Source organism: Catellatospora sp. KI3, from assembly GCF_029948125.1.
Classification (GTDB): Bacteria; Actinomycetota; Actinomycetes; order Mycobacteriales; family Micromonosporaceae; genus Catellatospora.
Genome location: NZ_JASAMB010000030.1, coordinates 23,257 through 43,404 on the forward strand (window position 1 = coordinate 23,257; position 20,148 = coordinate 43,404).

A 20,148-nucleotide genomic window follows, 5' to 3' on the forward strand; every position below is an offset into this window, starting at 1 on the left:
GGCCGGTGCGGCGGCGCTGGTGATCCAGTCGCTGCCCGACATGAAGCGGTACCTCAAGATGCGCAGTATGTGAGGCGGACGGATGCATGAGATCGGGCTCTGCGAGAGCATTCTCGCGGTGGTGCGGCAGCGGGCGGAGGGCCGGGCGGTGGACCGGCTGAAGGTGCGGATCGGGGTGCGCCACGGCGTGGCCGAACCGGCGCTGCGCGACGGGTTCGCGCTGGTGGCGACCGGGACGACGGCCGACGGGGCGGAGATCGAGCTGGTCACCGTCCCGGCGCTGGTGGTGTGCCGCAGCTGCGGCGGCGACGGGGAGACGCTGCTGCTGCCCGCGATCTGCGGCGACTGCGGCAGCGCGCAGGTCACCGTGTACGGCGGCGACGACCTCATCCTCGAGGAGCTGCACCTCATCGACCGGGCGGTGCGCTGAGCATGTGCCTCGGTATCCCCGGTGAGGTCGTCGAACTCCACGCCGACCGCCCCGACCTGGCCCAGGTCGACGTCTCCGGCGTACGCCGGGCCATCAACATCGGGCTGCTGGAGCCCGGCGAGGTGGGCGTCGGCGACTGGGTGCTGATCCACGTCGGCTTCGCCCTCTCCAAGATCGACGAGGCGGAGGCGAAGGCGGCGATGGAGTTCCTGGAGAGCATCGGCCAGGCGTACGCCGACGAGCTCGCCGCCCTGCAGTCGTCCACCATCGAGTAGGGGAGCCGACGATGCGATTCGTGGACGAGTTCCGCAACGCTGAGCAGGCCAGGGCACTGGCGGCCCGGATCGCGGCCCGGTGCGAGCCGGGGCGGCACTACAAGTTCATGGAGGTGTGCGGCGGGCACACGCACACCATCTACCAGCACGGGCTGGAGGACTACCTGCCCGAGTCGGTCGAGCTGGTGCACGGGCCGGGCTGCCCCGTCTGCGTGATCCCGATGGGCCGCGTCGACGACGCCATCGCCATCGCCAGGCGGCCCGAGGTGATCCTCACCTCGTTCGGGGACATGATGCGGGTGCCCGGCGGCGACGGGTCGTTCCTGGACGCGAAGGCGGCCGGGGCCGACATCCGCATGGTCTACTCGCCGCTGGACGCGCTGAAGCTGGCCCGCGCCCACCCCGACCGCGAGGTCGTGTTCATGGCGATCGGGTTCGAGACCACCGCGCCGAGCACCGCCGTCACGGTGCGCCGGGCCGCCGCCGAAGGGCTGGCCAACTTCTCGGTCTTCTGCAACCACGTGACGATCATTCCGGCGATCAAGGCCATCCTGGACTCGCCCGACCAGCGCCTGGACGGCTTCCTCGGCCCCGGGCACGTCTCGACCGTGATCGGCTGCGAGCCGTACCGCTTCATCGCCGAGCGGTACGGCAAGCCGCTGGTCGTGGCCGGGTTCGAGCCGCTGGACATCCTGCACTCGATCGACATGCTGCTGGCCCAGCTGGAGCAGGGCCGCTGCGAGATCGAGAACCAGTACAGCCGGGTCGTGCCCTGGGACGGCAACCTGACCGCCCTCAAGACCCTGGCCGACGTGCTGGAACTGCGCCCGTTCTTCGAGTGGCGAGGCCTGGGCTTCATCGCCCACTCCGCGCTCAAGCTGACCGAGCGCTATGCCGCCTTCGACGCCGAGCGGCGCTTCGCCGTGCCGGGCGTGCGCGTGGCCGACCCGAAGTCGTGCCAGTGCGGCGAAGTGCTCAAGGGCGTGCTCAAGCCGTACGAGTGCAAGGTCTTCGGCACCGCCTGCACGCCCGAGACGCCGATCGGCACCTGCATGGTCTCGCCCGAGGGCGCCTGCGCGGCGTACTACAACTTCGGCCGGTTCCACCGGCAGCGCCTGCTGGAGGTGACCGCCCGATGACCGCCGAGCTGACCGAGGTCCTCGACCGCATCGACCGGACCCGCCGCGCCCGTCCCCGGGTCCGCGAGCAGCGGCTCACCATGGCCCACGGCGCGGGCGGCAAGGCCACGCAGACGCTGGTCGAGGCGGTGTTCCTGGAGGCGTTCGACAACCCGGAGCTGAACGCGCTCGACGACGCGGCGGCGCTGACCGCCGGTGGCGCCCGGCTGGCGTTCACCACCGACTCGTACGTGGTCAAGCCGCTGTTCTTCCCCGGCGGCGACATCGGCGACCTCGCCGTCAACGGCACCGTCAACGATCTGGCCGTGGCCGGTGCCCGCCCGCGCTTCCTGTCGGCCGGGTTCATCCTCGAAGAGGGCCTGCCGGTCGCCGACCTGACCCGGATCGTGGCCTCCATGGGGGCCGCCGCCCGCGCCGCCGGGGTCAGCATCGTCGCCGGGGACACCAAGGTCGTCCCGCGCGGCCTGGCCGACGGCTGCTACATCACCACGGCCGGGGTGGGCGTACGGGAGCACCCCCGCGACTTCGGCGTGCACCTGGCCCGCCCCGGCGACCTGGTCCTGGTCTCCGGCCCGATCGGCGACCACGGCATGACGGTGCTGGTCGCCCGGGGCGACCTGGACCTGGAGGCCGACCTGCGCTCGGACACCGCCGCGCTGACCGGGCTGGTCGACGACCTGCTCGCGGCCGCGGGCGAGGGCGTACGCGGGATGCGCGACGCGACCCGGGGCGGGGTGGCGACCATCCTCAACGAGATCGCCCGCGCGGCCGGGGTGACCGTGGTGGTCGACGAGTCGGCCGTGCCGGTGCGCGCGGGCGTACGCGGCGCCGCCGAACTGCTCGGCATCGACCCGCTGTACGTCGCCTGCGAGGGCCGCCTGGTCGCGGTCGTGGCCCCCGAGCACGCCGCCGCCGCCCTGGCCGCCCTGCACGCGCACCCGCTCGGCGACCAGGCCGCCGTCATCGGCCGCATCGACCCCGACCCGGCCGAACTGGTCCTGCTGCGCACCCGCTTCGGCGGCACCCGCATCGTCGACCTGCTGGTAGGCGACCCCCTGCCCCGCATCTGCTGAAGCGCCTGCTCAGGCCCGCTCGGCGGCGTCGGGGTCGTACGAGCGCAGCAGGGCGAGCAGTTCGAGGCTGGGCGGCGCGGCGCTGTCGAGCGTGAACCAGCCGGAACCGAGGTGGCCCCGGTACTGGCCATTGCTGCAGCGGAAGCAGATGGCCACCTCGGTCGAGCCGCCGTCGGCGGTCCACAGCCGCATGCCGTAGACGGGCACGAAGCAGCGGGCCGGATCATCCTCGGGCAGGGCGGCGAGCAGCAGCGCGGCGGCGGTGGCTGCGGGTGGGTCCAGGGTGGCCAGTTCCTGGTGCACCTGCCAGTCCGTCACGCTGTCCCAACCCGGGCTTACCCGCAGGACGTCCACGGCGGTGACGGCAGCGGGGTCGAAGAAGTCGATCACCGGCACAGCGTGCCACAGCCGCCGCCGGACGGTCAGCCTGGACGTGCGGCGAGGAAGACGTACTCACGGCCGGGGCGGTCGGGGGCGTCGCGGACGTCCAGCAGTTCGAAGCCGCAGGCGGCCAGGGAGTGCTCCACCTCGGCACGGTCGCGGAAACGCAGCGTCGAGTCGGAGCCGACCACCGCCCCGTCCGGGAACGTGTACGTGAAGCGGAACGACACGTACGGCAGGGCCACCCCGGTGAGCTCGAAGCGCTGCTCGACGGCGCCGATTCCGGGCACGTCGCGCACGGTCACGGGCGGTTCGGCGGCCCACTCCTCCCAGGCGCGGTAGGCGGGCTGGCGGGTCTCGAACGCGAGGCGGCCGCCGGGGCGCAGCGCGTTGTGCAGGCCGCGCAGGGCGGTGTGCCAGTCGTCGTCGGTGCGGAACACCTGGGCCGCGTTGCCGGTCATCAGGGCGAGGTCGGCGGCCGTGTCGGGCAGTGAGGTCGCGTCGCCGTGGTGCCAGTCGACCTGCTCGGCGCCGGGTTTGGCGCGGGCGATGGCCAGGGACGCGGCGGCGGGGTCGACAGCGGTGACCCGGATGCCGCGCCCGGCGAGCAGGACCGCCAGCGAGCCGGTGCCGCAGCCGAGGTCGAGCACGTGCCGGGCGCCGACCCCCTCGACCAGGCGCAGGTACGCGTCGAGGTCGGCGCGGTCGCCGTCGAAGGCGTCGTACACGGCGGCCAGGCGGGGGTGGGCGAAGAGGGCGTCGGGCACGGCGACCACGGTAGCCGGGTTGGCACGGCCACGCCGTGGACAGCCAACGGTTAAGTTTGTTAACTTCGATCCCCAAACATCGACAGATACCAAAGTGAATGTTGTCGGTATCTGCTGGAATGCCGTGGCCGAGGCGAGGTGGATCCGATGCGCAAGCTGATAGTCCTCATGACCGCGCTGCTCGCCGGGGCGGCCGGGGCGGTGGTGGTCGCGACTCCGGCGGCGGCGGCGCCGGTGTGCTCGCTGTACTGCGACACCCGCGACCCGTCCCTGGCCCGGCAGGAGCTCTTCCCGGTGCCCGAGGTGAACCTCAACGGCCGCCGCCTGGTGCTGCACGTGTCCGACACCGACCGGATGGCCTGGGGCAGCATCGACAACGGCGTGACCGGCGACTCGGTCTGGCTCGACCGCAGCTGGACCGACGGCTCCAGCTGGGACGGCCTGCTGGGCCGGGCGAGCATCCCGTCGACCTGGACCGGCACCCGCACGCTCATGCACAACCTGGCCGACCCGGCCGCGCACCGGCGCGGCATGGTCCGGGCCTGCGGCGACGCGGGCGGGGTCACCTGCACCGCCTGGGTGTACCCGAAGGTCTGCGACGCGGTCTGCGACGGCGCCGACGCGGCGACCGCCGTCGGTGACAACCGGCCCGTGCCGGGCACCGTCCTCAGCAACCGCCGCATCGACCTGCACATCGACAACCGGGGCCTGGCCTGGGCCACCCTCGGCTCGGGCGCCGCCGGCGACGAGGTGTGGCTCGACCGCTCCTGGGACGAGGGCGCGTCCTGGCCCGGCGGCTCCTCGCTGGGCCGCATCAGCGTCCCGTCGGGCGCCGCCTCGGTGCGCACCACCATGGTCAACACCCGCGATCCGCGCTCGCTGCTGTACGGCGGGGCGGTGCGCGCCTGCGGCCGGGCCACCGGCAGCGCCAACGGCAGCTGCACCGCCTGGGCCCGGCCCGCCGCCGACCGACCGGCCGCGGCCGCCGACGCGCTGGCGTACTCGTACCGCACCGACACCGCGTGGTGGCCGTCGAGCTGGTGGAACTCGGCGGTCGCGGTCACCGCGCTGGGGGACTGGTCGGCCCGCACCGGCCGCACCGACTACCGCTGGCTGATCGACCGGACCTTCGAGCTGAACAAGGGCGTCATGCCGGCCGGGCAGAAGAGCACCGACCCGATCGAGGGCAACTTCATCAGCCGCGCGGTCGACGACACCGGCTGGTGGGCGCTGGCCTGGGTGCAGGCCTACGACGTGACCCGCGACGCGAAGTACCTGAACATGGCGGTGACCATCGGCAACTACATGCACTCGTACTGGGACGGCACCTGCGGCGGCGGGGTGTGGTGGAACCGCGAGCGCACCTACAAGAACGCGGTCACCACCGGTCTGTACGTCCGGTTGACCGCCGCGCTGCACAACCGCATCCCCGGCGACACGCTGTGGCTCGGCCGGGCCACCGCGGGCTGGAACTGGTTCGCCGCCAGCGGGATGATCAACGGGTCGAAGCTGGTCAACGACGGGATCACCGGCGGCTGCGCCAACAACGGGCAGACCGTGTGGACGTACAACCAGGGGCTGGCCATCGGGGGCGCGGTCGAGCTGTGGCGGGCCACCGGCAACCCGGCGCTGCTGACCTCGGCCCGGCAGCTCGCCGACGCCGCGATGAACTCCACCGTGCTGACCCGCTCGGGCGTCCTCACCGAGTCCTGCGACCCGGCCAACAGCTGCGACGACAACCAGAAGCAGTTCAAGGGCATCTTCATGCGGTACCTGATGGACCTGGCCGACGCCTCCGGGGCGGCCGCGTACCGCACGTACGCGCAGCAGCAGTCCGACACGATCTGGCAGTCCGACCGCGACAGCCTGAACCGCATCGGGCAGCGCTGGACCGGGGCGACCCCGAACGCGCGCGACTGGCGCACCCAGGCCTCCGGCCTCGGCGCCCTGCTCGCGGCCACGGCGGGGCCGTCGACGCCGCCGACCCAGCCGCCGTCGGAGGCGGCCTGGGCGCCGAGCGTGTCATACGCGACCGGGACGGTCGTGACGTACGCCGGATCGCGCTGGCAGTGCCGCCAGCCGCACCTGTCGCAGGTCGGCTGGGAGCCGCCGAACGTGCCCGCCCTCTGGCAGCAGCTGTGAGCTCCGGGCGGCGGGCCGTCGCACGCCGGCCCGCGGAGCTGATGGCCGCCGCGGGCGCGTACGCGCACCCGTTCGCGCTGCAGGCCAGCGGATACCACGAGACCGAGCAGGTCGCCGCATGACTGTACGGGTGAGCCCGCTCAGCGGTCGAGGGCGGCGGCGACGGCGGCCTGGCCGAGACTGATGCCGCCGTCGTTGGGCGGGACCAGGCTGTGGGTCAGCACCCGGAACCCGGCCGCCGACAGGCGGTCGACCACCATCGTGAGCAGCACGACGTTCTGGAACACGCCGCCGGACAGGGCCGCCGTGTCCAGCCCGTGCCGCTCGCGTACCAGTACGCAGGCCGCGGCGATGAGGTCGGCGAGCCCGGTGTGGAACCGTGCGGCGATCACCGGCACCGGCACGCCGTCGAGGCGGTCGGCCAGCACGGCCCGTACCAGATCGGCGCCGTGCAGCGTGAGCAGCGGGCCCTCCTCGACCCGGGCGGGGTAGCCCGGCTGCGGTGCCTGCCCGGCTGCGGCCCGCTCCAGCTCGATCGCGGCCTGCCCCTCGTAGGAGACCTCGTCGCGCAGGTCGAGCAGCGCCGCCACGGCGTCGAACAGCCGCCCCGCGCTGGAGGTCGGCGGCGAACTCAACCCCTGCCGGGCGGCCGAGCGCAGCGGCGGCCACCGGTCGGCGTGCCGCGTCACGACCGGCAACTCGGGCAGCTCACCGAGGCCGTCCAGGTAGGACAGGGCCATCCGCCACGGCTGGCGGACCGCGGCCGCGCCGCCGGGCAGCGGCACCGGCGCCAGCCGACCCGCCCGGGTGTACGACCGCAGATCCGCCACCAGGAACTCCCCGCCCCACAGCGTGCCGTCGTCGCCGTAGCCGAGGCCGTCGAAGGCCACCCCGAGGACCGGTCCGTGCTCGCCGTGCTCGGCCAGGCAGGACGCGATGTGCGCGTGGTGGTGCTGCACCCCGATCAGCTCCACCTCGTCCAGCCCGTACGCGTACCCGGTGGACAGGTACTGCGGGTGCAGGTCGTGCGCGACCAGCTCCGGGCTGATCCCCAGCAGCCGCCGCAGGTGCGCCACGCCCTCGGTGTACGACCGGTACACCGCGGCGTTCTCCAGGTCGCCGATGTGGTGCGACAGCACCGCCTGCGCACCCGCGGCCAGGCAGAACGTGTTCTTGAGGGTGGCGCCGCAGGCCAGGATCGGGCGGCGGGCCGCCACCGGCAGGGTCAGCGGGCGCGGCACGTACCCGCGTGAGCGGCGCAGCAGCAGCGGGCGCCCGCGCACCACCCGCGCGACCGAGTCGTCGGTGCGGGTGTGGATCGGCCGGTCATGGGCCAGCATCGCGTCGGCGAGCCCGGCCAGCCGGTTCACGGCGTCGTCGTCCCGGTAGGCGATCGGCTCGTCGGAGGTGTTGCCGCTGGTCAGCACGATGGGGCGGGCGACGGCGCGCAGCAGCAGGTGGTGCAGCGGGGTGTAGGGCAGCATGACGCCGTACTCGGGGCAGCCCGGCGCGACGGCCTCGGCGATGCGGTGCGGGCTGCGGCGGCGCCGGGGCAGCAGCACGATCGGCCGGGCCGGGTGCGTCAGCAGCTCGGCCGCGCCCGGCTCCAGCTCGACGAGCTCGGCGGCCTCGGTCAGCCCGGCCGCCATCAGCGCGAACGGCCGGTCCTCGCGGTGCTTTGCGCCGCGCAACCGGGCGGCGGCGTCCGGGTGGGTGGCGTCGACGGCCAGGTGGTAGCCGCCCAGGCCCTTGACCGCGACGATGGCACCCTCGCGCAGCAGGCGCGCGGCGGTCGCGATCGGATCGCCGGAGAGCGGTTCCGGCTCGCCGCTGCCGGGCAGGGTGTGCAGCCGCAGCCGGGGGCCGCAGCCGGGGCAGCAGACGGGCTGGGCGTGGAAGCGGCGGTCGGCCCGGTCGGCGTACTCGGTGGCGCAGGTGGGGCACAGGGCGAAGCCGCGCATCGTCGTGTTGGCGCGGTCGTACGGGACGCTTGCGACGATGGTGAAGCGCGGGCCGCAGTGGGTGCAGTTGGTGAACGCGTACCCGGCCCGGCGGCCGGTGGCGGCCATGGTCTCGTCCAGGCAGGCGGCGCAGGTGGCGGCGTCGGGCGAGACCTGCGCGGCCGGCGCCCCGGTGCCGTCGCTGCCGACGATGCGGAAACCGCGTGCGCCGGTCGGCGCCAGCGGACTGGCCGCGACCGAGTCGATCACGGCCAGCGGCGGGCGCTCGCCCTCCAGCGCGGCCAGGAACGTGTCGAGCGTGCCGGGAGCGGCCTCGGCCTCGATGAACACGCCGCGCGTGTCGTTGCCGACGTGCCCGTCGACCCCCAGGCGCCGGGCCAGCATATAGACGAACGGGCGGAAGCCGACCCCCTGCACGATCCCGGCGACCCGCACCGCCAACCGGGTACGCGCAGCCACATCACCTGACATTTCGGACACATGATGATTCTGGCCCGCCCTGCAGCTGCACCCCGACCGGACACGCCCCGACGGACCCCCCCGACGGACACCCCCCGACCGACCTCGCCCCGACCGACCTCGCCCCGACCGACCTCGCCCCGACCGACGTCGTCCCGACCGCCCCGGGTGCCCCGACTCGCGTCCGGCGATGATCGCGGCCTGCGGTCAGAAGGCGGCCGTTGACCGCCTGATACGACCGCAAATGCAGATCTCGGCGGGCCGAAACCGCCATGATCACCGGTTCGGGTCGGTTGACGGCCAGGGGGCGGGGTGGGTGCGGCCTGGGGGAGGGTGGGTGCGGCCTGGGGGAGGGTCAGGCTTGAGGTGCTGTCGCGGGTAGGCTGCCGGTGTGCGGGTCGCGCGCGGTCAGGCAGTAGACGTGCCCGGCGGGGTCGCGCATCACCGTCCACCGCTGCTGCCGGGTGACCACGCTCGCCCCGTACGACTCGTGCCAGGCGCGGACCGCGTCCACATCCGAGCAGGCCAGGTCGAGGTGCGCGCCGGTGGGCCGCTCCTCGTCCAGCCGCTGCAGCAAGATGCGCAGCGGCAGGTGCGCGGGCGGCTTCAGCACCCGGAACTCGGGGCGGGAGCCCTCGGCGAGGTCCCACCCGGTCAGCCCGGCCCAGAACGCGGTCTCCGCGACGGCGCGATGTCCAGGCACACCTGGTCGACCCGGCTCACGGCGCCCGCCGGACCGGTGACCACCGGGGTACGCGCCGAGTCGCCCTGGTACGGCACCGCGCACAGCAGCAGCCCGCCCGGCGAGCGCAGCACCGTGAACCCCTGGCCGGTGTCGGCGATGCTCCCGCCCAGCCGCAGCGCCGTCCAGACCAGCGCCTGCGGGTCGTCGGTCGCCGGGTCGAGGTGCATGCCGCCAGGCGGCCCCACGACCTGCGCCTTCAGGTGGGCGTCGCCGTCGCCGAGCAGGGTCGCGAACTCCCCGTGGGCGCCGCGCCGCGCGGACAGCCGGGTGCCGGTGACCGCGAGCCAGAACGCCGTCCCGGCGTCGAACCGGTCGGCCGGGTAGTCGAGGAAGGCGTGCAGCCAGCGGATCGCGGGCGGAGTCGGCACGGACATTCGCATCACGATAGCGGCGGCTGTACGCACCCGACGACGGCGGGGACAGGGGGCCGAGATACCTGTAAGCGCGTGGAGGGCGGCGGCCTCACGGGCAGTCGCGGGCCAGCGTGGACCCGCCCACCGCGTCCGCGTCGAGCACCGTGCTGACGAAGGCGCCGACCAGGCAGTTCCAGTGGCTGGCGCGGCGCAGCATGGCGTGGCCGTCGCCGCTGACGTCCAGGTACGTCACCCGCGCCCCGGCCTCCTCGGCGGCCAGCGCGTAGCGGCGCGAGGCCGACGGGTCGGTGATCCGGTCGCGGTCACCGTGCGCGATCAGCACCTGCTTGCCCGCCAGCTGCTGGTACGGGTCCCCGGCCTCGATCCACGGCGCCAGCGCGCAGACCGCCGCCACCCGGGGGTCGCCGCCGCCCCACAGCGCGGCGCGGGCGCCCATCGAGTGCCCGACCAGGATCACCGGCAGCTCCGGCCGCACCTCGGCGGCGCGCCCGAGGGCCCACTCCAGGTCCCGCACCGGGTCGGCGTCGGCGCCGTTCCAGCCGTAGTAGCGGTAGCGCAGCCGCCACACCAGCACGTCCGGCGGCAGGGCGCGCAGGAACGGCAGCATCCGCAGGTAGGCCAGCCGGGCCCGGTGGTCGGGCCACCGGCTGCGCTCCGCACCGCCGTGCAGCATCAGCACCAGCCCCCGGCTCGCGGCGTGCGCCGTGCTGGACTCGTACCCCGCGCTGCGCGTCGTCACCGCACCCTCCCGCCTGCGAACCTATCTCGGCGCCGGGTGCGGCCGCGCGGCCTCAGCCCTTCGCGCCGCCGAACCGCGCGCCCTGCCGGGCATCGTTGGGTCGACGGGTTCTACACGGAGGCGGCCAGGGTGATCGCCGCGGCGAGGCTGTCCGGGGTGAGCACGCCGTCGGGCAGCTCCTCGGGCCAGCCGGGGCCGGCAGCCACCACCAGCGCGGGGCGGCGGGGCATGGTGAGCAGGTCCGCCAGCACGCCGGTGTCGGCGGTCTGCGGGGCGTGCGACCAGATCAGCACCAGGGCGGGGCCGGTGCGGCGTACGGCGTCGAGCAGGGAGCGGCCCGGGACCCGGGCGCCGAGCAGCCGGGTGCCCACCCCGCGCTCGGCCAGCGCCGCCGACAGCGCCTCCAGCGGCAGGCTGTGCTGCTCGTCGTCGGCGCAGGCCAGCAGCACCGGCACGGGAGTTCCCGGCACGGGGCGGGGCACCGCGCCGAACACCTCGGTGATGCAGCGCGACACCAGGTGCTCGACCTCGATGAGCCGGCTGGTGGCCGCGTGCCGGGTGCCGATGCCGACCAGCACCGGGCACAGCAGGTCCTGCCAGGTGGCCACCACGCCGTGCTCGGCCACCGCCTGCTCGACCAGGTCGCGCACGGTGAGCGCGTCCAGCCGCATCGCGGCGCGGGCCAGGCCGCGGGCCTGTGCTCCGGCGCGCCCGACGGCGACGGTGTGGCCGCCGCCGTCGCGGCGCGGTTCGGGCACCTCCGGCTGGCCATCGGCGGGCGTGGCCAGCGCGATCCGGGCCGCCTCGGCCGCGGGCACGCCGTGCGCGGTGAGCCGCCGCATGGTCTCCAGCCGCGCCAGGTCGTCGGAGTCGTAGCGGCGGTGGTGCCCGGGTGCGTGCCCGCCCGGACCCAGCCCGTAGCGCTGGTGCCAGGTGCGCAGCGTGGTCACGGCGATGCCGAGCCGCCGGGCCACCGCCCCCGCGCTCAGCCCTTCGTCATCGACGCCGTCCACCACGCGTTGCAGCCTACCGCAGACTAATATTGCGTTGATTGGTGAATCGTTATCCGGCGCGTCGCGGTTTGCGAGCGTGCGGTTTCGGGGAAACTGCTGCTCTGGCGCGTCGATTGCTGCAGTTTCCCCGAAACCGCAGCGCACCGCTGCCCCGTGCGCGGGCGGCGCGAGGGAGGGGAGGGACGGCGTGAAGACGGTCGTGGTGCTGTTCACGCGGGACCTGCGGGTGCACGACCAGCCGGCGCTGGCCGCGGCCTGTGCGGCGTACGAGCGGGTGGTGCCGCTGTTCGTGGTCGACCCGAGCCTGGCGGTGCCGGACAACCGGCGCCGGTTCCTGCTGGAGTGCCTGCTCGACCTGCGCGAGAACCTGCGCGGGCGCGGCAGCGACCTCGTGGTGCGCACCGGCGACCCGGTCACCCAGGCGGTGAGATTGGCCAAGCAGGTCGGCGCGGCCGGGATCGGGCTCACCGAGGACTACGGCCCGTACGCGCTGCGCCGCCAGGACCGCCTGGCCCGCGCCTGCGAGCGCGAGCGGATCGCGCTCAAGCTGTTCCCCGGCGTGACCGTGGTGCCCGCCCGCGAGGTGGTGCCCACCACCGGCGGCGACCACTACAAGGTGTTCACGCCCTACTACCGCGCCTGGCAGGGGCACCGGTGGCGGTCGCCGGCGCCCACGCCGCGCACGGTGCCGCCGCTGCCTGACGGCGTGCTCGGCAGCGATCCGCGGCGGGCGCTGGCCGGGGCGAAGTCCGAGTCGCCCGGCCCGATGACCGGCGGCGAGACCGAGGCGCTGCGCCGGTTCAAGGCCTGGCTGCCGCAGGCGCCGCAGTATGCCGACCGCCACGACGACATGGCCGGTGACGCCACCTCCCGGATGAGCCCGTACCTGCACTTCGGGTGCGTGTCGCCGCTGCGGCTGGCGACCGCGGCCGGGGTCGCCGACGCGTACGTGCGGCAGCTGTGCTGGCGCGACTTCTACACCCAGGTGCTGGCCTGCTTCCCGAAGCTCGGCACCGAGGCGTACCGGGCCGGGGCGCAGGAGCAGTGGCACGACGACGCCGACGCGCTGGCCGCCTGGCAGGCGGGGCGGACCGGGGTGCCGCTGGTGGACGCCGGGATGCGGCAGCTGGCGGCCGAGGGCTGGATGCACAACCGGGCCCGGCTGGTGACCGCGTCCTACCTGACCAAGACGCTGGGGCTGGACTGGCGCGAGGGCGCCGCCTGGTACGCGCGGCTGCTGCTGGACGCCGACGTGGCCAACAACTACGGCAACTGGCAGTGGGTCGCGGGCACGGGGACCGACACCAAGCCGTACCGCAGGTTCAGCCCGCAGCGGCAGACCGAGCGCCACGACCCCGAGGGGATCTACATCAAGCGCTGGACCGGCTGACGCTCGCCTGCCCGCACGGTCGGATCAGCGCGGTGGTTCACTACTCGGATGGTGTTCGCTTCCGGTGCCGTGCCCGCTGAGCAGGTGCAGACCGCCGTCGAGCTGGCGGCCGCGGCCGCGGCCCGGCTGCGGCTGGAGATCCGGGAGCTTACGGCCGTGCCCGCCCAGCACGAGGCCGCCGAGCTGCTGCGCCGGATCTGGCACGCCGACACGGCCGACCAGCTGATCAACCGGGCCACCCTGCGGGCGCTGCAGCACGCGGGCAACTACGTGGCCGGGGCGTACCGCGACGGGGTGCTGGTCGCGGCCGCGATCGCCTTCTTCGGCTCGGACCACCTGCACTCGCACATCACCGGGGTCGATCCGGCCGCGCAGAGCGGCGGCGTCGGGTACGCCCTCAAGCAGCACCAGCGGGCCTGGTGCCTGGCGCGCGGCATCACCGAGGTCCGCTGGACCTTCGATCCGCTGGTGCGCCGCAACGCCTACGTCAACCTGCACAAACTCGGCGGCCGCGCGACGGCGTACCTGCCGGACTTCTACGGCGAGATGAACGACGGCATCAACACCGGCGAGGCGACCGACCGGCTCTACCTGAGCTGGGAGCTGCTGTCGGCGGGCGCCCAGGCGGCCGCGCGCGGCGACGTGCGCGACGTGGACCTGGCCGTGCTGCGCGCCGCCGGCGGCGCGGTGCTGCTCGACCGGGGCGCGGCGCAGGAGCCCCGCCCGGCCGCGGTGCCGCTGGACGGCCGTCCGCTGCTGGTCGCGGTGCCCGACGACGTGGTGGCGCTGCGCGAGCGCGACCCGGCTGCGGCGGTGGCCTGGCGGCTGCCGGTACGCGAGGCGCTGTGCGCCGCCCTCGACGCCGGCTACCGGATCACCGGGATGAGCCGCGACGGCTGGTACACCCTGGAGGCGGACCGATGATCAAAGGCTTCGAGCTGCGCCGCATCGCGATGCCGCTGGTCAGCCCGTTCCGCACCTCGTTCGGGGTGGAGCTGGACCGCGACGTGCTGCTGGTGCGGGCGGTGACCGACACGGCCGAGGGCTGGGGCGAGTGCGTGGCCATGTCCGCCCCGCTCTACAGCTCCGAGTACGTCGCGGGCGCCGCCGAGGTGATCAAGCGGTTCCTGATTCCGGCGCTGGCCGGGGTGCCCGACGCCGACCCGCGCCGCACCGAGGCGCCGTTCGCGAAGATCAAGGGTCACCCGATGGCGAAGGCGGCGGTGCAGACCGCGCTGCTGGACGCCTGGCTGCGCGAGCACGGGCTGCCGCTGGCCGCGCACCTGGGCGCCGAGCGCGACCGGGTGCCCGCCGGGGTCTCGGTCGGCATCATGGACTCGATCCCGCAGCTGCTGGCGGCGGTCGAGGGCTACCTCGCCGAGGGCTACCTGCGGATCAAGCTGAAGATCGAACCGGGCTGGGACGTGGCGCCGGTGCGGGCCGTGCGGGAGCGGTTCGGCGACATCCTGCTCCAGGTGGACGCGAACACGGCGTACACGCTGGCCGACGCCCGGCACTTGGCCAAGCTGGACCCGTTCGACCTGCTGCTGATCGAGCAGCCGCTGCCCGAGGACGACGTACGCGGGCACGCCGAGCTGGCCCGTCAGGTGCGCACCCCGATCTGCCTGGACGAGTCGATCACCAGTGCGCGGGCCGCGGCCGACGCGATCGCGCTGGGCGCCACCTCGGTGGTCAACATCAAGCCGGGCCGGGTCGGCGGCTACCTGGAGGCCCGCCGGGTGCACGACGTGTGCGCCGCCAACGGGATCGGAGTCTGGGTCGGCGGCATGCTGGAGACCGGTATCGGCCGGGCCGCCAACGTGGCGCTGGCCGCGCTGCCGGGCTGCGTGCTGCCCGGCGACACCTCGGCCTCGGACCGCTACTTCCGCCGCGACGTCACCGACCCGTTCGTGCTGGACGGCGGCCACCTGGCCGTGCCGACCGGCCCCGGCATCGGCGTCACCCCGGACCCCGACGCGCTGCGCGAGGTCACCACGGCCACCGAGTGGATCCACGTCTGAGGAGCACCACCATGCACGATCTCGTCCTGCGCGGCGGCACGGTCTACGACGGCCTCGGCGGTCCCGGCGTACGCGCCGACGTCGCCGTGACCGGCGACCGGGTGACCGCGGTCGGCCCCGACCTCGGCCCGGCCCGGCGGGTGCTCGACGTCGACGGCCTGGCCGTGGCGCCGGGCTTCATCGACCCGCACAGCCACTCCGACCCGGTGCCGCTGATGGCCGACCCGCAGCCGTTCAAGCTGCACCAGGGCGTCACCACCGAGATCGTCGGCAACTGCGGGTTCTCCTTCGCCCCGCTGGACGCGGCCACCATCGAGGCGGCCGGGCCGCTCTTCGCCGAGCTGGCGGGCGGGGTGCCGGTGCTGGCGCGCGACTTCGCGGGCTACCTGGCCGACGCGCAGGCGGGCGGGCCGACCAACCACATCGCGGTGCTGGTCGGGCACAACACGCTGCGGGCGTACGCCAACGGCATGGACGAGAAGCTGCGGCCCGGCGCGCTGGAGCGCATGCGCGCACTCGCCGACGCGGCGTTCGCGGCCGGCGCGATCGGCCTGTCCAGCGGCCTGATCTACCCGCCGGGCTCCTACGCCGACACCGACGAGCTGGTCGCCCTGGCCCAGGTCGCGCACCGCTGGAACCGGCCCTACGCCACGCACATGCGCAACGAGGACGACCAGCTCGGCGCGGCCCTGGACGAGGCGATCGAGATCGCGACGCGGGCGCGGGTGCGGCTGCAGGTGTCGCACTGCAAGGTCGCCGGGAAGGCGAACCACGGCGGTGCCCCCGCGCTGCTGGCCAAGCTGCACGCGGCCCGGCTGGCCGGGGTGGACGTGCGCGGCGACCAGTACCCGTACCTGGCCGGCGGGACCTTCCTCAACGCGCTGCTGCCCGGCTCGGCGCAGGTCGGCGGGCTGGACGCGATGCGGGCCCGGCTGGCCGACCCGCAGGGGCGCAAGCTGATCCGGGCCGAAGCCGAGGATCCGGCGTACCCGCAGGGTTTCTGGTCCCGGGTCACCCCCGCCGACGTGCTGGTCACCACGCACGCGACCCGCCCCGACACCACCGGCCGGACCCTCGCGGAGCTGGCCGGCGGTGCCGACGCGTTCGACGCGCTGTGCGAGGTGCTGATCGCCGACCCCGGCGCGGGCATGGTCATCACCATGATGGACGAGGCCGACGTACAGGCGATCATGGTCGATCCGCTGGTCGGCATCGGCTCCGACAACGGCCCGCCGGTCGGCCTGCAGCACCCGCGCACCTGGGGCTGCTTCCCCAAGGTGCTCGGCGAGTACGTCCGCGAGCGCGGCCTGCTCACCCTGCCCGAGGCGGTCCGCAAGATGACCTCGGCCATCGCCGACCAGTTCGGCCTGTCCGGGCGTGGTTTCCTCGGTACGGGCGCCGTCGCCGACCTGGTCGTGTTCGACCCCGCCACCATCGGCCACACCGGCACCTACGCCGTGCCCGACATCCGCCCCACCGGCGTGCGCCACGTGCTGCTCGCCGGAGCCCACGTCATCGACGCCGGTGAGTTCACCGGTGCCCGCGCGGGGCAGGTGCTGCGCGGCTGAGGAGTTCCTGAGTCTCCTGTGGATCTCCTGAAAATCGCTGCTTGATCATACCTTGTGATCAGCAGCAGTCGATGCGATGCTTCAACTACTCGTGTGAGGAGCCTTTCACGCGGTTCGGGCGGCCGAGGGCATCCGGGAGACCGGAACGGCGCCCGGTCTGCCTGTGCACCGCGTGAGGTCACGCCGACGGCTGGAACACGTCGCGATGCGTCGTCGTCCACCGCCCTGCCCGGGGCAAGGGTCGGTGATCCGTCCCCACGAGGAGACCTCAATGAGATTCAGCACGTTCCGCCGCCGTGTCGCGCTCGCCGCGACAGGGCTGATGGTCGTGGCGATGGGAGCCGCGATAGCGACCCCCGCCCACGCCGCCGTCGCCTGCCAGGTGACGTACACGAAGGCCTGGGACAACGGCTCCGGCTTCGGCGCCAACATCACCGTCGCCAACACCGGTGACGCGTGGACCAGCTGGACGCTGACCTGGGCCTGGCCCGGCAGCCAGACCGGCATCCAGGGCTGGTCGGCCAACTACAGCCAGTCCGGCCAGAACGTCACCGCCACCAGCCTGTCCTACAACGGCGCGGTCGCCAACGGCGGCTCGGTCGGCATCGGGTTCAACGCCTCCTACAGCGGCACGAACACCGACCCGACCAGCTTCAAGGTCAACGGCACCACCTGCGGCGGCACCCAGCCGGCGGTGAACCTGGTGGTCTCGCCGACGTCGGTGTCGGTGCCCGAGGGCGGCACGGCCACCTACGCCGTACGCCTGTCGGCCCAGCCGTCGGCCAGCGTCACCGTCAGCACGACCGCCGGCACCGGCGACGCCAACCTGACCGTGTCGTCCGGCGCCAGCCTGACCTTCACGACCAGCAACTGGAACACCAACCAGACGGTCACCCTGGCCGCGTCCGAGGACTCCGACACCACCAACGGCACCCGGCCGTTCACGGTGGCGGCATCCGGCCTCACCCCGGTGACGGTCAACGCGACCGAGGCTGACAACGACCCGGCCGGCACCCAGTCGCTGGTGGTCTCGCCGACCGCGGTGACCGTGCCCGAGGGCGGCACCGCCACCTTCGGCGTACGCCTCAACATCGCGCCGACCGGCAACGTCACCGTCACCACGACGGCCGGCACCGGCGACGCGAACCTGACCGCGTCGGCGGGCACCAGCCTGACGTTCACGCCCAGCAACTGGAGCACGGCCCAGAACGTGACCCTGGCGGCGTCCGAGGACAGCGACACCACCAACGGCACCAGGCCGTTCACGGTCGCCTCCAGCGGCCTCACCTCGGTGACGGTCAACGCCACCGAGGCCGACAACGACACCACGACGACCCAGTCGCTGGTGGTCAACCCCACGTCGGTGAACGTGCCCGAGGGCTCGACCGCCGTGGTCGGCGTACGGCTGGCCGTCCAGCCCGCCGCCAGCGTCACCGTCACCACGACGGCGGGCAGCGGCGACACCAACCTGACCGTGTCCTCCGGCTCCAGCCTGACGTTCACGACCGGCAACTGGAACACCGTGCAGAACGTGACCCTGGCCGCGGCGCAGGACACCGACAGCACCAACGGCACCCGGCCGTTCACCGTCGCTTCCAGCGGGCTCACCTCGGTGACCGTCACCGCGACCGAGGTGGACGACGAGAACACGGCCAACGCCTACATCACCGAGTTCACCACCCAGTACAACAAGCTGAAGGACCCGGCCAACGGGTACTTCTCGCCCGAGGGCATCCCGTACCACACGATCGAGACGCTGCTCGTCGAGGCGCCCGACCACGGCCACGAGACCACGTCCGAGGCGTTCAGCTTCTGGATCTGGATGGAGGCCCAGTACGGCCGGGTGACCGGCAACTGGACCCCGTTCAACAACGCCTGGAACATCACCGAGCAGTACATCATCCCGTCGGCGGCGGCCCAGCCCGGTCAGAGCACCTACAACCCGAGCGACCCGGCCGACTACGCCCCGGAGGCGCTGCAGCCCAACGGCTACCCGGTGCCGCTGAGCACCAGCGTGGTCGCCGGCCAGGACCCGCTGGCCAACGAGCTGCAGACCACGTACGGCAACCGCAACATCTACGGCATGCACTGGCTGCTCGACGTGGACGACGTGTACAAGTACGGCACCGGCCGTACCGGTGCCGAGTGCGGCGACAGCACGCAGCGGGTGACCTACATCAACACGTTCCAGCGTGGTCCGCAGGAGTCCACCTGGGAGACGGTCGCGCACCCGTCCTGTGACACGGGCCGGTTCGCGAACTTCCCGTCGCTGTTCATCCAGGGCTCGACCACCGGGCAGTGGCGCTACACCAACGCCCCGGACGCCGACGCCCGCGCCGTCGAGGCCGCGTACTGGGCGCTGCAGTGGGCCACGGCCCAGGGCAACCAGTCGCAGATCTCGGCGACCGTGGCCAAGGCCGCGAAGATGGGCGACTTCCTGCGGTACGCGATGTACGACAAGTACTTCAAGACCCCGGGCTGCACCTCCACCTCCTGCACCCCCGGCAGTGGCAAGAGCAGCAGCAACTACCTGCTGTCGTGGTACTACGCGTGGGGCGGCGACATCGCCGGGGCGTGGTCGTGGCGCATCGGCTCCAGCCACAACCACCAGGGCTACCAGAACCCGCTCGCCGCGTACGTCCTCGGCTCGTCCGGCCCGACCGCGCTGCGCCCGCAGTCGCCCACGGCCGCCGCGGACTGGGACACCAGCCTCACCCGCCAGCTCGACTTCTACCTCTGGCTCCAGTCGGCCGAGGGCGCCATCGCCGGTGGCGCGACGAACAGCTGGAACGGCAACTACTCGGCCCCGCCGTCCGGCACGCCCACCTTCTACGGCATGGCGTACGACGTGAAGCCGGTCTACCACGACCCGCCGTCGAACCAGTGGTTCGGCTTCCAGGCCTGGTCGCTGCACCGCGTGGCGGAGTACTACTACGTCACCGGCAACGCCAAGGCCAAGCAGATCCTGGACAAGTGGGTCGCCTGGGCGGTCGCCAACACCACCCTGGGCTCGGGCTCGAACTTCTCGATCCCCAGCGACATGACCTGGTCGGGTCAGCCGTCCGGCAACTACAGCGGCGGCGGCACCCCGGCGGCCAACCCGGGCCTGCACGTCTCGGTCACCAAGTCCGGCAACGACGTCGGCGTCGCGGCGGCCTACGCCCGTACGCTGACCTACTACGCGGCCAAGGAGAACGGCTCGACCCTGGGCAACTCCGCCAAGGCGACCGCGAAGGGCCTGCTGGACCGCATGATCCTGCTGAAGGCGAACGACACCAAGGGCATCGTGGTGCCTGAGGTCCGCGAGGACTACAACCGGTTCGACGACGTGTGGAACTCCACCACGCAGACCGGCATGTACGTCCCCTCGGGCTTCAGCGGCATGATGGGCACCGGCGTGCCGATCAACTCCAGCTCGACGTTCATGAGCGTCCGGCCGTTCTACGCCACCGACCCGGCGTGGCCGGCGGTCCAGGCGTACCTGAACGGCGGGCCCGCACCCACCTTCACCTACCACCGGTTCTGGGCGCAGTCGGACATCGCCATGGCGTTCGCCGACTTCGGCTCCCTCTTCCCCGCCGGCTGACCCCCGGTAAGGAAGGGGGCCCTTCTTATCGCTTTCCGTAGCAGAAGGGCCCCTTCCCAACCTCGCACAGCCGGGGCGCGTCCGG

The 20,148-nt window shown here is 73.4% G+C and carries 18 protein-coding genes; 11 read left to right on the forward strand and 7 right to left on the reverse strand.

Translation table 11 applies throughout. The annotated features are described in order from the left end of the window. Window positions 1–82 precede the first annotated feature (82 nt). From QEZ54_RS32365 to hypE, 4 genes are read left to right on the forward strand one after another with little or no spacing between them, the layout of a single operon-like run. Entirely contained in the window at window positions 83–430 is a 348-nt protein-coding gene (locus QEZ54_RS32365; RefSeq protein ID WP_281308560.1) for a hydrogenase maturation nickel metallochaperone HypA, read from the forward strand. Window positions 431–432: 2 nt separating this feature from the next. Then, window positions 433–705, forward strand: a complete 273-nt coding sequence (locus QEZ54_RS32370) for a HypC/HybG/HupF family hydrogenase formation chaperone (RefSeq protein ID WP_281308561.1) — start codon at window positions 433–435, stop codon at window positions 703–705. A gap of 11 nt (window positions 706–716) precedes the next feature. Further along, on the forward strand, window positions 717–1,844 hold the full coding sequence (gene hypD, locus QEZ54_RS32375) for a hydrogenase formation protein HypD (RefSeq protein WP_281308562.1): 1,128 nt from the start codon (window positions 717–719) through the stop codon (window positions 1,842–1,844). Next, window positions 1,841–2,917: a hydrogenase expression/formation protein HypE gene (hypE, locus tag QEZ54_RS32380; protein ID WP_281308563.1), complete on the forward strand. Its 1,077-nt coding sequence runs from the start codon at window positions 1,841–1,843 to the stop codon at window positions 2,915–2,917. The genes hypD and hypE overlap by 4 nt, the downstream gene beginning before the upstream one ends. 9 nt (window positions 2,918–2,926) lie before the next feature. On the opposite strand, the gene QEZ54_RS32385 is transcribed toward hypE, so the two are convergent. Both QEZ54_RS32385 and QEZ54_RS32390 read right to left on the reverse strand, forming a co-directional pair. Next, the gene (locus QEZ54_RS32385) at window positions 2,927–3,307 is read right to left on the reverse strand and encodes a hypothetical protein (protein ID WP_281308564.1); all 381 of its coding nucleotides are present in this window, start codon (window positions 3,305–3,307) and stop codon (window positions 2,927–2,929) included. Window positions 3,308–3,339: 32 nt separating this feature from the next. Next, a complete protein-coding gene (locus tag QEZ54_RS32390) occupies window positions 3,340–4,065 on the reverse strand; it encodes a class I SAM-dependent methyltransferase (protein ID WP_281308565.1) in 726 nt (241 codons plus the stop codon). Window positions 4,066–4,212: 147 nt separating this feature from the next. On the opposite strand from QEZ54_RS32390, the gene QEZ54_RS32395 reads away from it, so the two are divergent. Then, complete coding sequence (locus tag QEZ54_RS32395) at window positions 4,213–6,207, forward strand: glycoside hydrolase family 76 protein (RefSeq protein WP_281308566.1); 1,995 nt, start codon at window positions 4,213–4,215, stop codon at window positions 6,205–6,207. Next, window positions 6,204–6,329, forward strand: coding sequence for a hypothetical protein (locus QEZ54_RS32400; RefSeq protein WP_281308567.1), 126 nt, complete (start codon window positions 6,204–6,206; stop codon window positions 6,327–6,329). The genes QEZ54_RS32395 and QEZ54_RS32400 overlap by 4 nt, the downstream gene beginning before the upstream one ends. Window positions 6,330–6,347: 18 nt before the next feature. On the opposite strand, the gene hypF is transcribed toward QEZ54_RS32400, so the two are convergent. The 5 genes from hypF to QEZ54_RS32425 all read right to left on the reverse strand — a co-directional run bounded on the left by hypF (window position 6,348) and on the right by QEZ54_RS32425 (window position 11,501). Further along, the gene (gene hypF / locus QEZ54_RS32405; RefSeq protein WP_281308568.1) at window positions 6,348–8,627 is read right to left on the reverse strand and encodes a carbamoyltransferase HypF; all 2,280 of its coding nucleotides are present in this window, start codon (window positions 8,625–8,627) and stop codon (window positions 6,348–6,350) included. Between the two features lie 355 nt (window positions 8,628–8,982). Further along, window positions 8,983–9,330 (reverse strand): VOC family protein, encoded by a 348-nt coding sequence (locus QEZ54_RS32410; RefSeq protein ID WP_281308569.1) that lies wholly within the window; start codon window positions 9,328–9,330, stop codon window positions 8,983–8,985. Beyond that, window positions 9,282–9,746 carry a VOC family protein gene (locus tag QEZ54_RS32415; RefSeq protein ID WP_281308570.1) on the reverse strand — a complete coding sequence of 155 codons (465 nt, stop codon included), beginning with the start codon at window positions 9,744–9,746 and terminating at the stop codon, window positions 9,282–9,284. The genes QEZ54_RS32410 and QEZ54_RS32415 overlap by 49 nt, the downstream gene beginning before the upstream one ends. Before the next feature lie 88 nt (window positions 9,747–9,834). Then, window positions 9,835–10,485, reverse strand: a complete 651-nt coding sequence (locus QEZ54_RS32420) for an alpha/beta fold hydrolase (protein ID WP_281308571.1) — start codon at window positions 10,483–10,485, stop codon at window positions 9,835–9,837. Window positions 10,486–10,595: 110 nt separating this feature from the next. Then, entirely contained in the window at window positions 10,596–11,501 is a 906-nt protein-coding gene (locus QEZ54_RS32425) for a MerR family transcriptional regulator (protein ID WP_281308572.1), read from the reverse strand. Window positions 11,502–11,685: 184 nt separating this feature from the next. Between QEZ54_RS32425 and QEZ54_RS32430 the strand changes: the two genes are divergently transcribed. The 5 genes from QEZ54_RS32430 (at window position 11,686) to QEZ54_RS32450 (ending at window position 20,063) form a co-directional block, all read left to right on the forward strand. Beyond that, window positions 11,686–12,888 (forward strand): deoxyribodipyrimidine photo-lyase, encoded by a 1,203-nt coding sequence (locus QEZ54_RS32430; protein ID WP_281308573.1) that lies wholly within the window; start codon window positions 11,686–11,688, stop codon window positions 12,886–12,888. Window positions 12,889–12,936: 48 nt separating this feature from the next. Beyond that, window positions 12,937–13,812 (forward strand): GNAT family N-acetyltransferase, encoded by an 876-nt coding sequence (locus tag QEZ54_RS32435; protein ID WP_281308574.1) that lies wholly within the window; start codon window positions 12,937–12,939, stop codon window positions 13,810–13,812. Next, window positions 13,809–14,909 (forward strand): o-succinylbenzoate synthase, encoded by a 1,101-nt coding sequence (gene menC, locus QEZ54_RS32440; protein WP_281308575.1) that lies wholly within the window; start codon window positions 13,809–13,811, stop codon window positions 14,907–14,909. The genes QEZ54_RS32435 and menC overlap by 4 nt, the downstream gene beginning before the upstream one ends. A gap of 11 nt (window positions 14,910–14,920) precedes the next feature. After that, window positions 14,921–16,477: a D-aminoacylase gene (locus QEZ54_RS32445; protein WP_281308576.1), complete on the forward strand. Its 1,557-nt coding sequence runs from the start codon at window positions 14,921–14,923 to the stop codon at window positions 16,475–16,477. 271 nt (window positions 16,478–16,748) lie between these two features. Continuing rightward, the gene (locus tag QEZ54_RS32450) at window positions 16,749–20,063 is read left to right on the forward strand and encodes a glycoside hydrolase family 48 protein (RefSeq protein WP_281308577.1); all 3,315 of its coding nucleotides are present in this window, start codon (window positions 16,749–16,751) and stop codon (window positions 20,061–20,063) included. The last annotated feature ends 85 nt before the right edge of the window (window positions 20,064–20,148 follow it).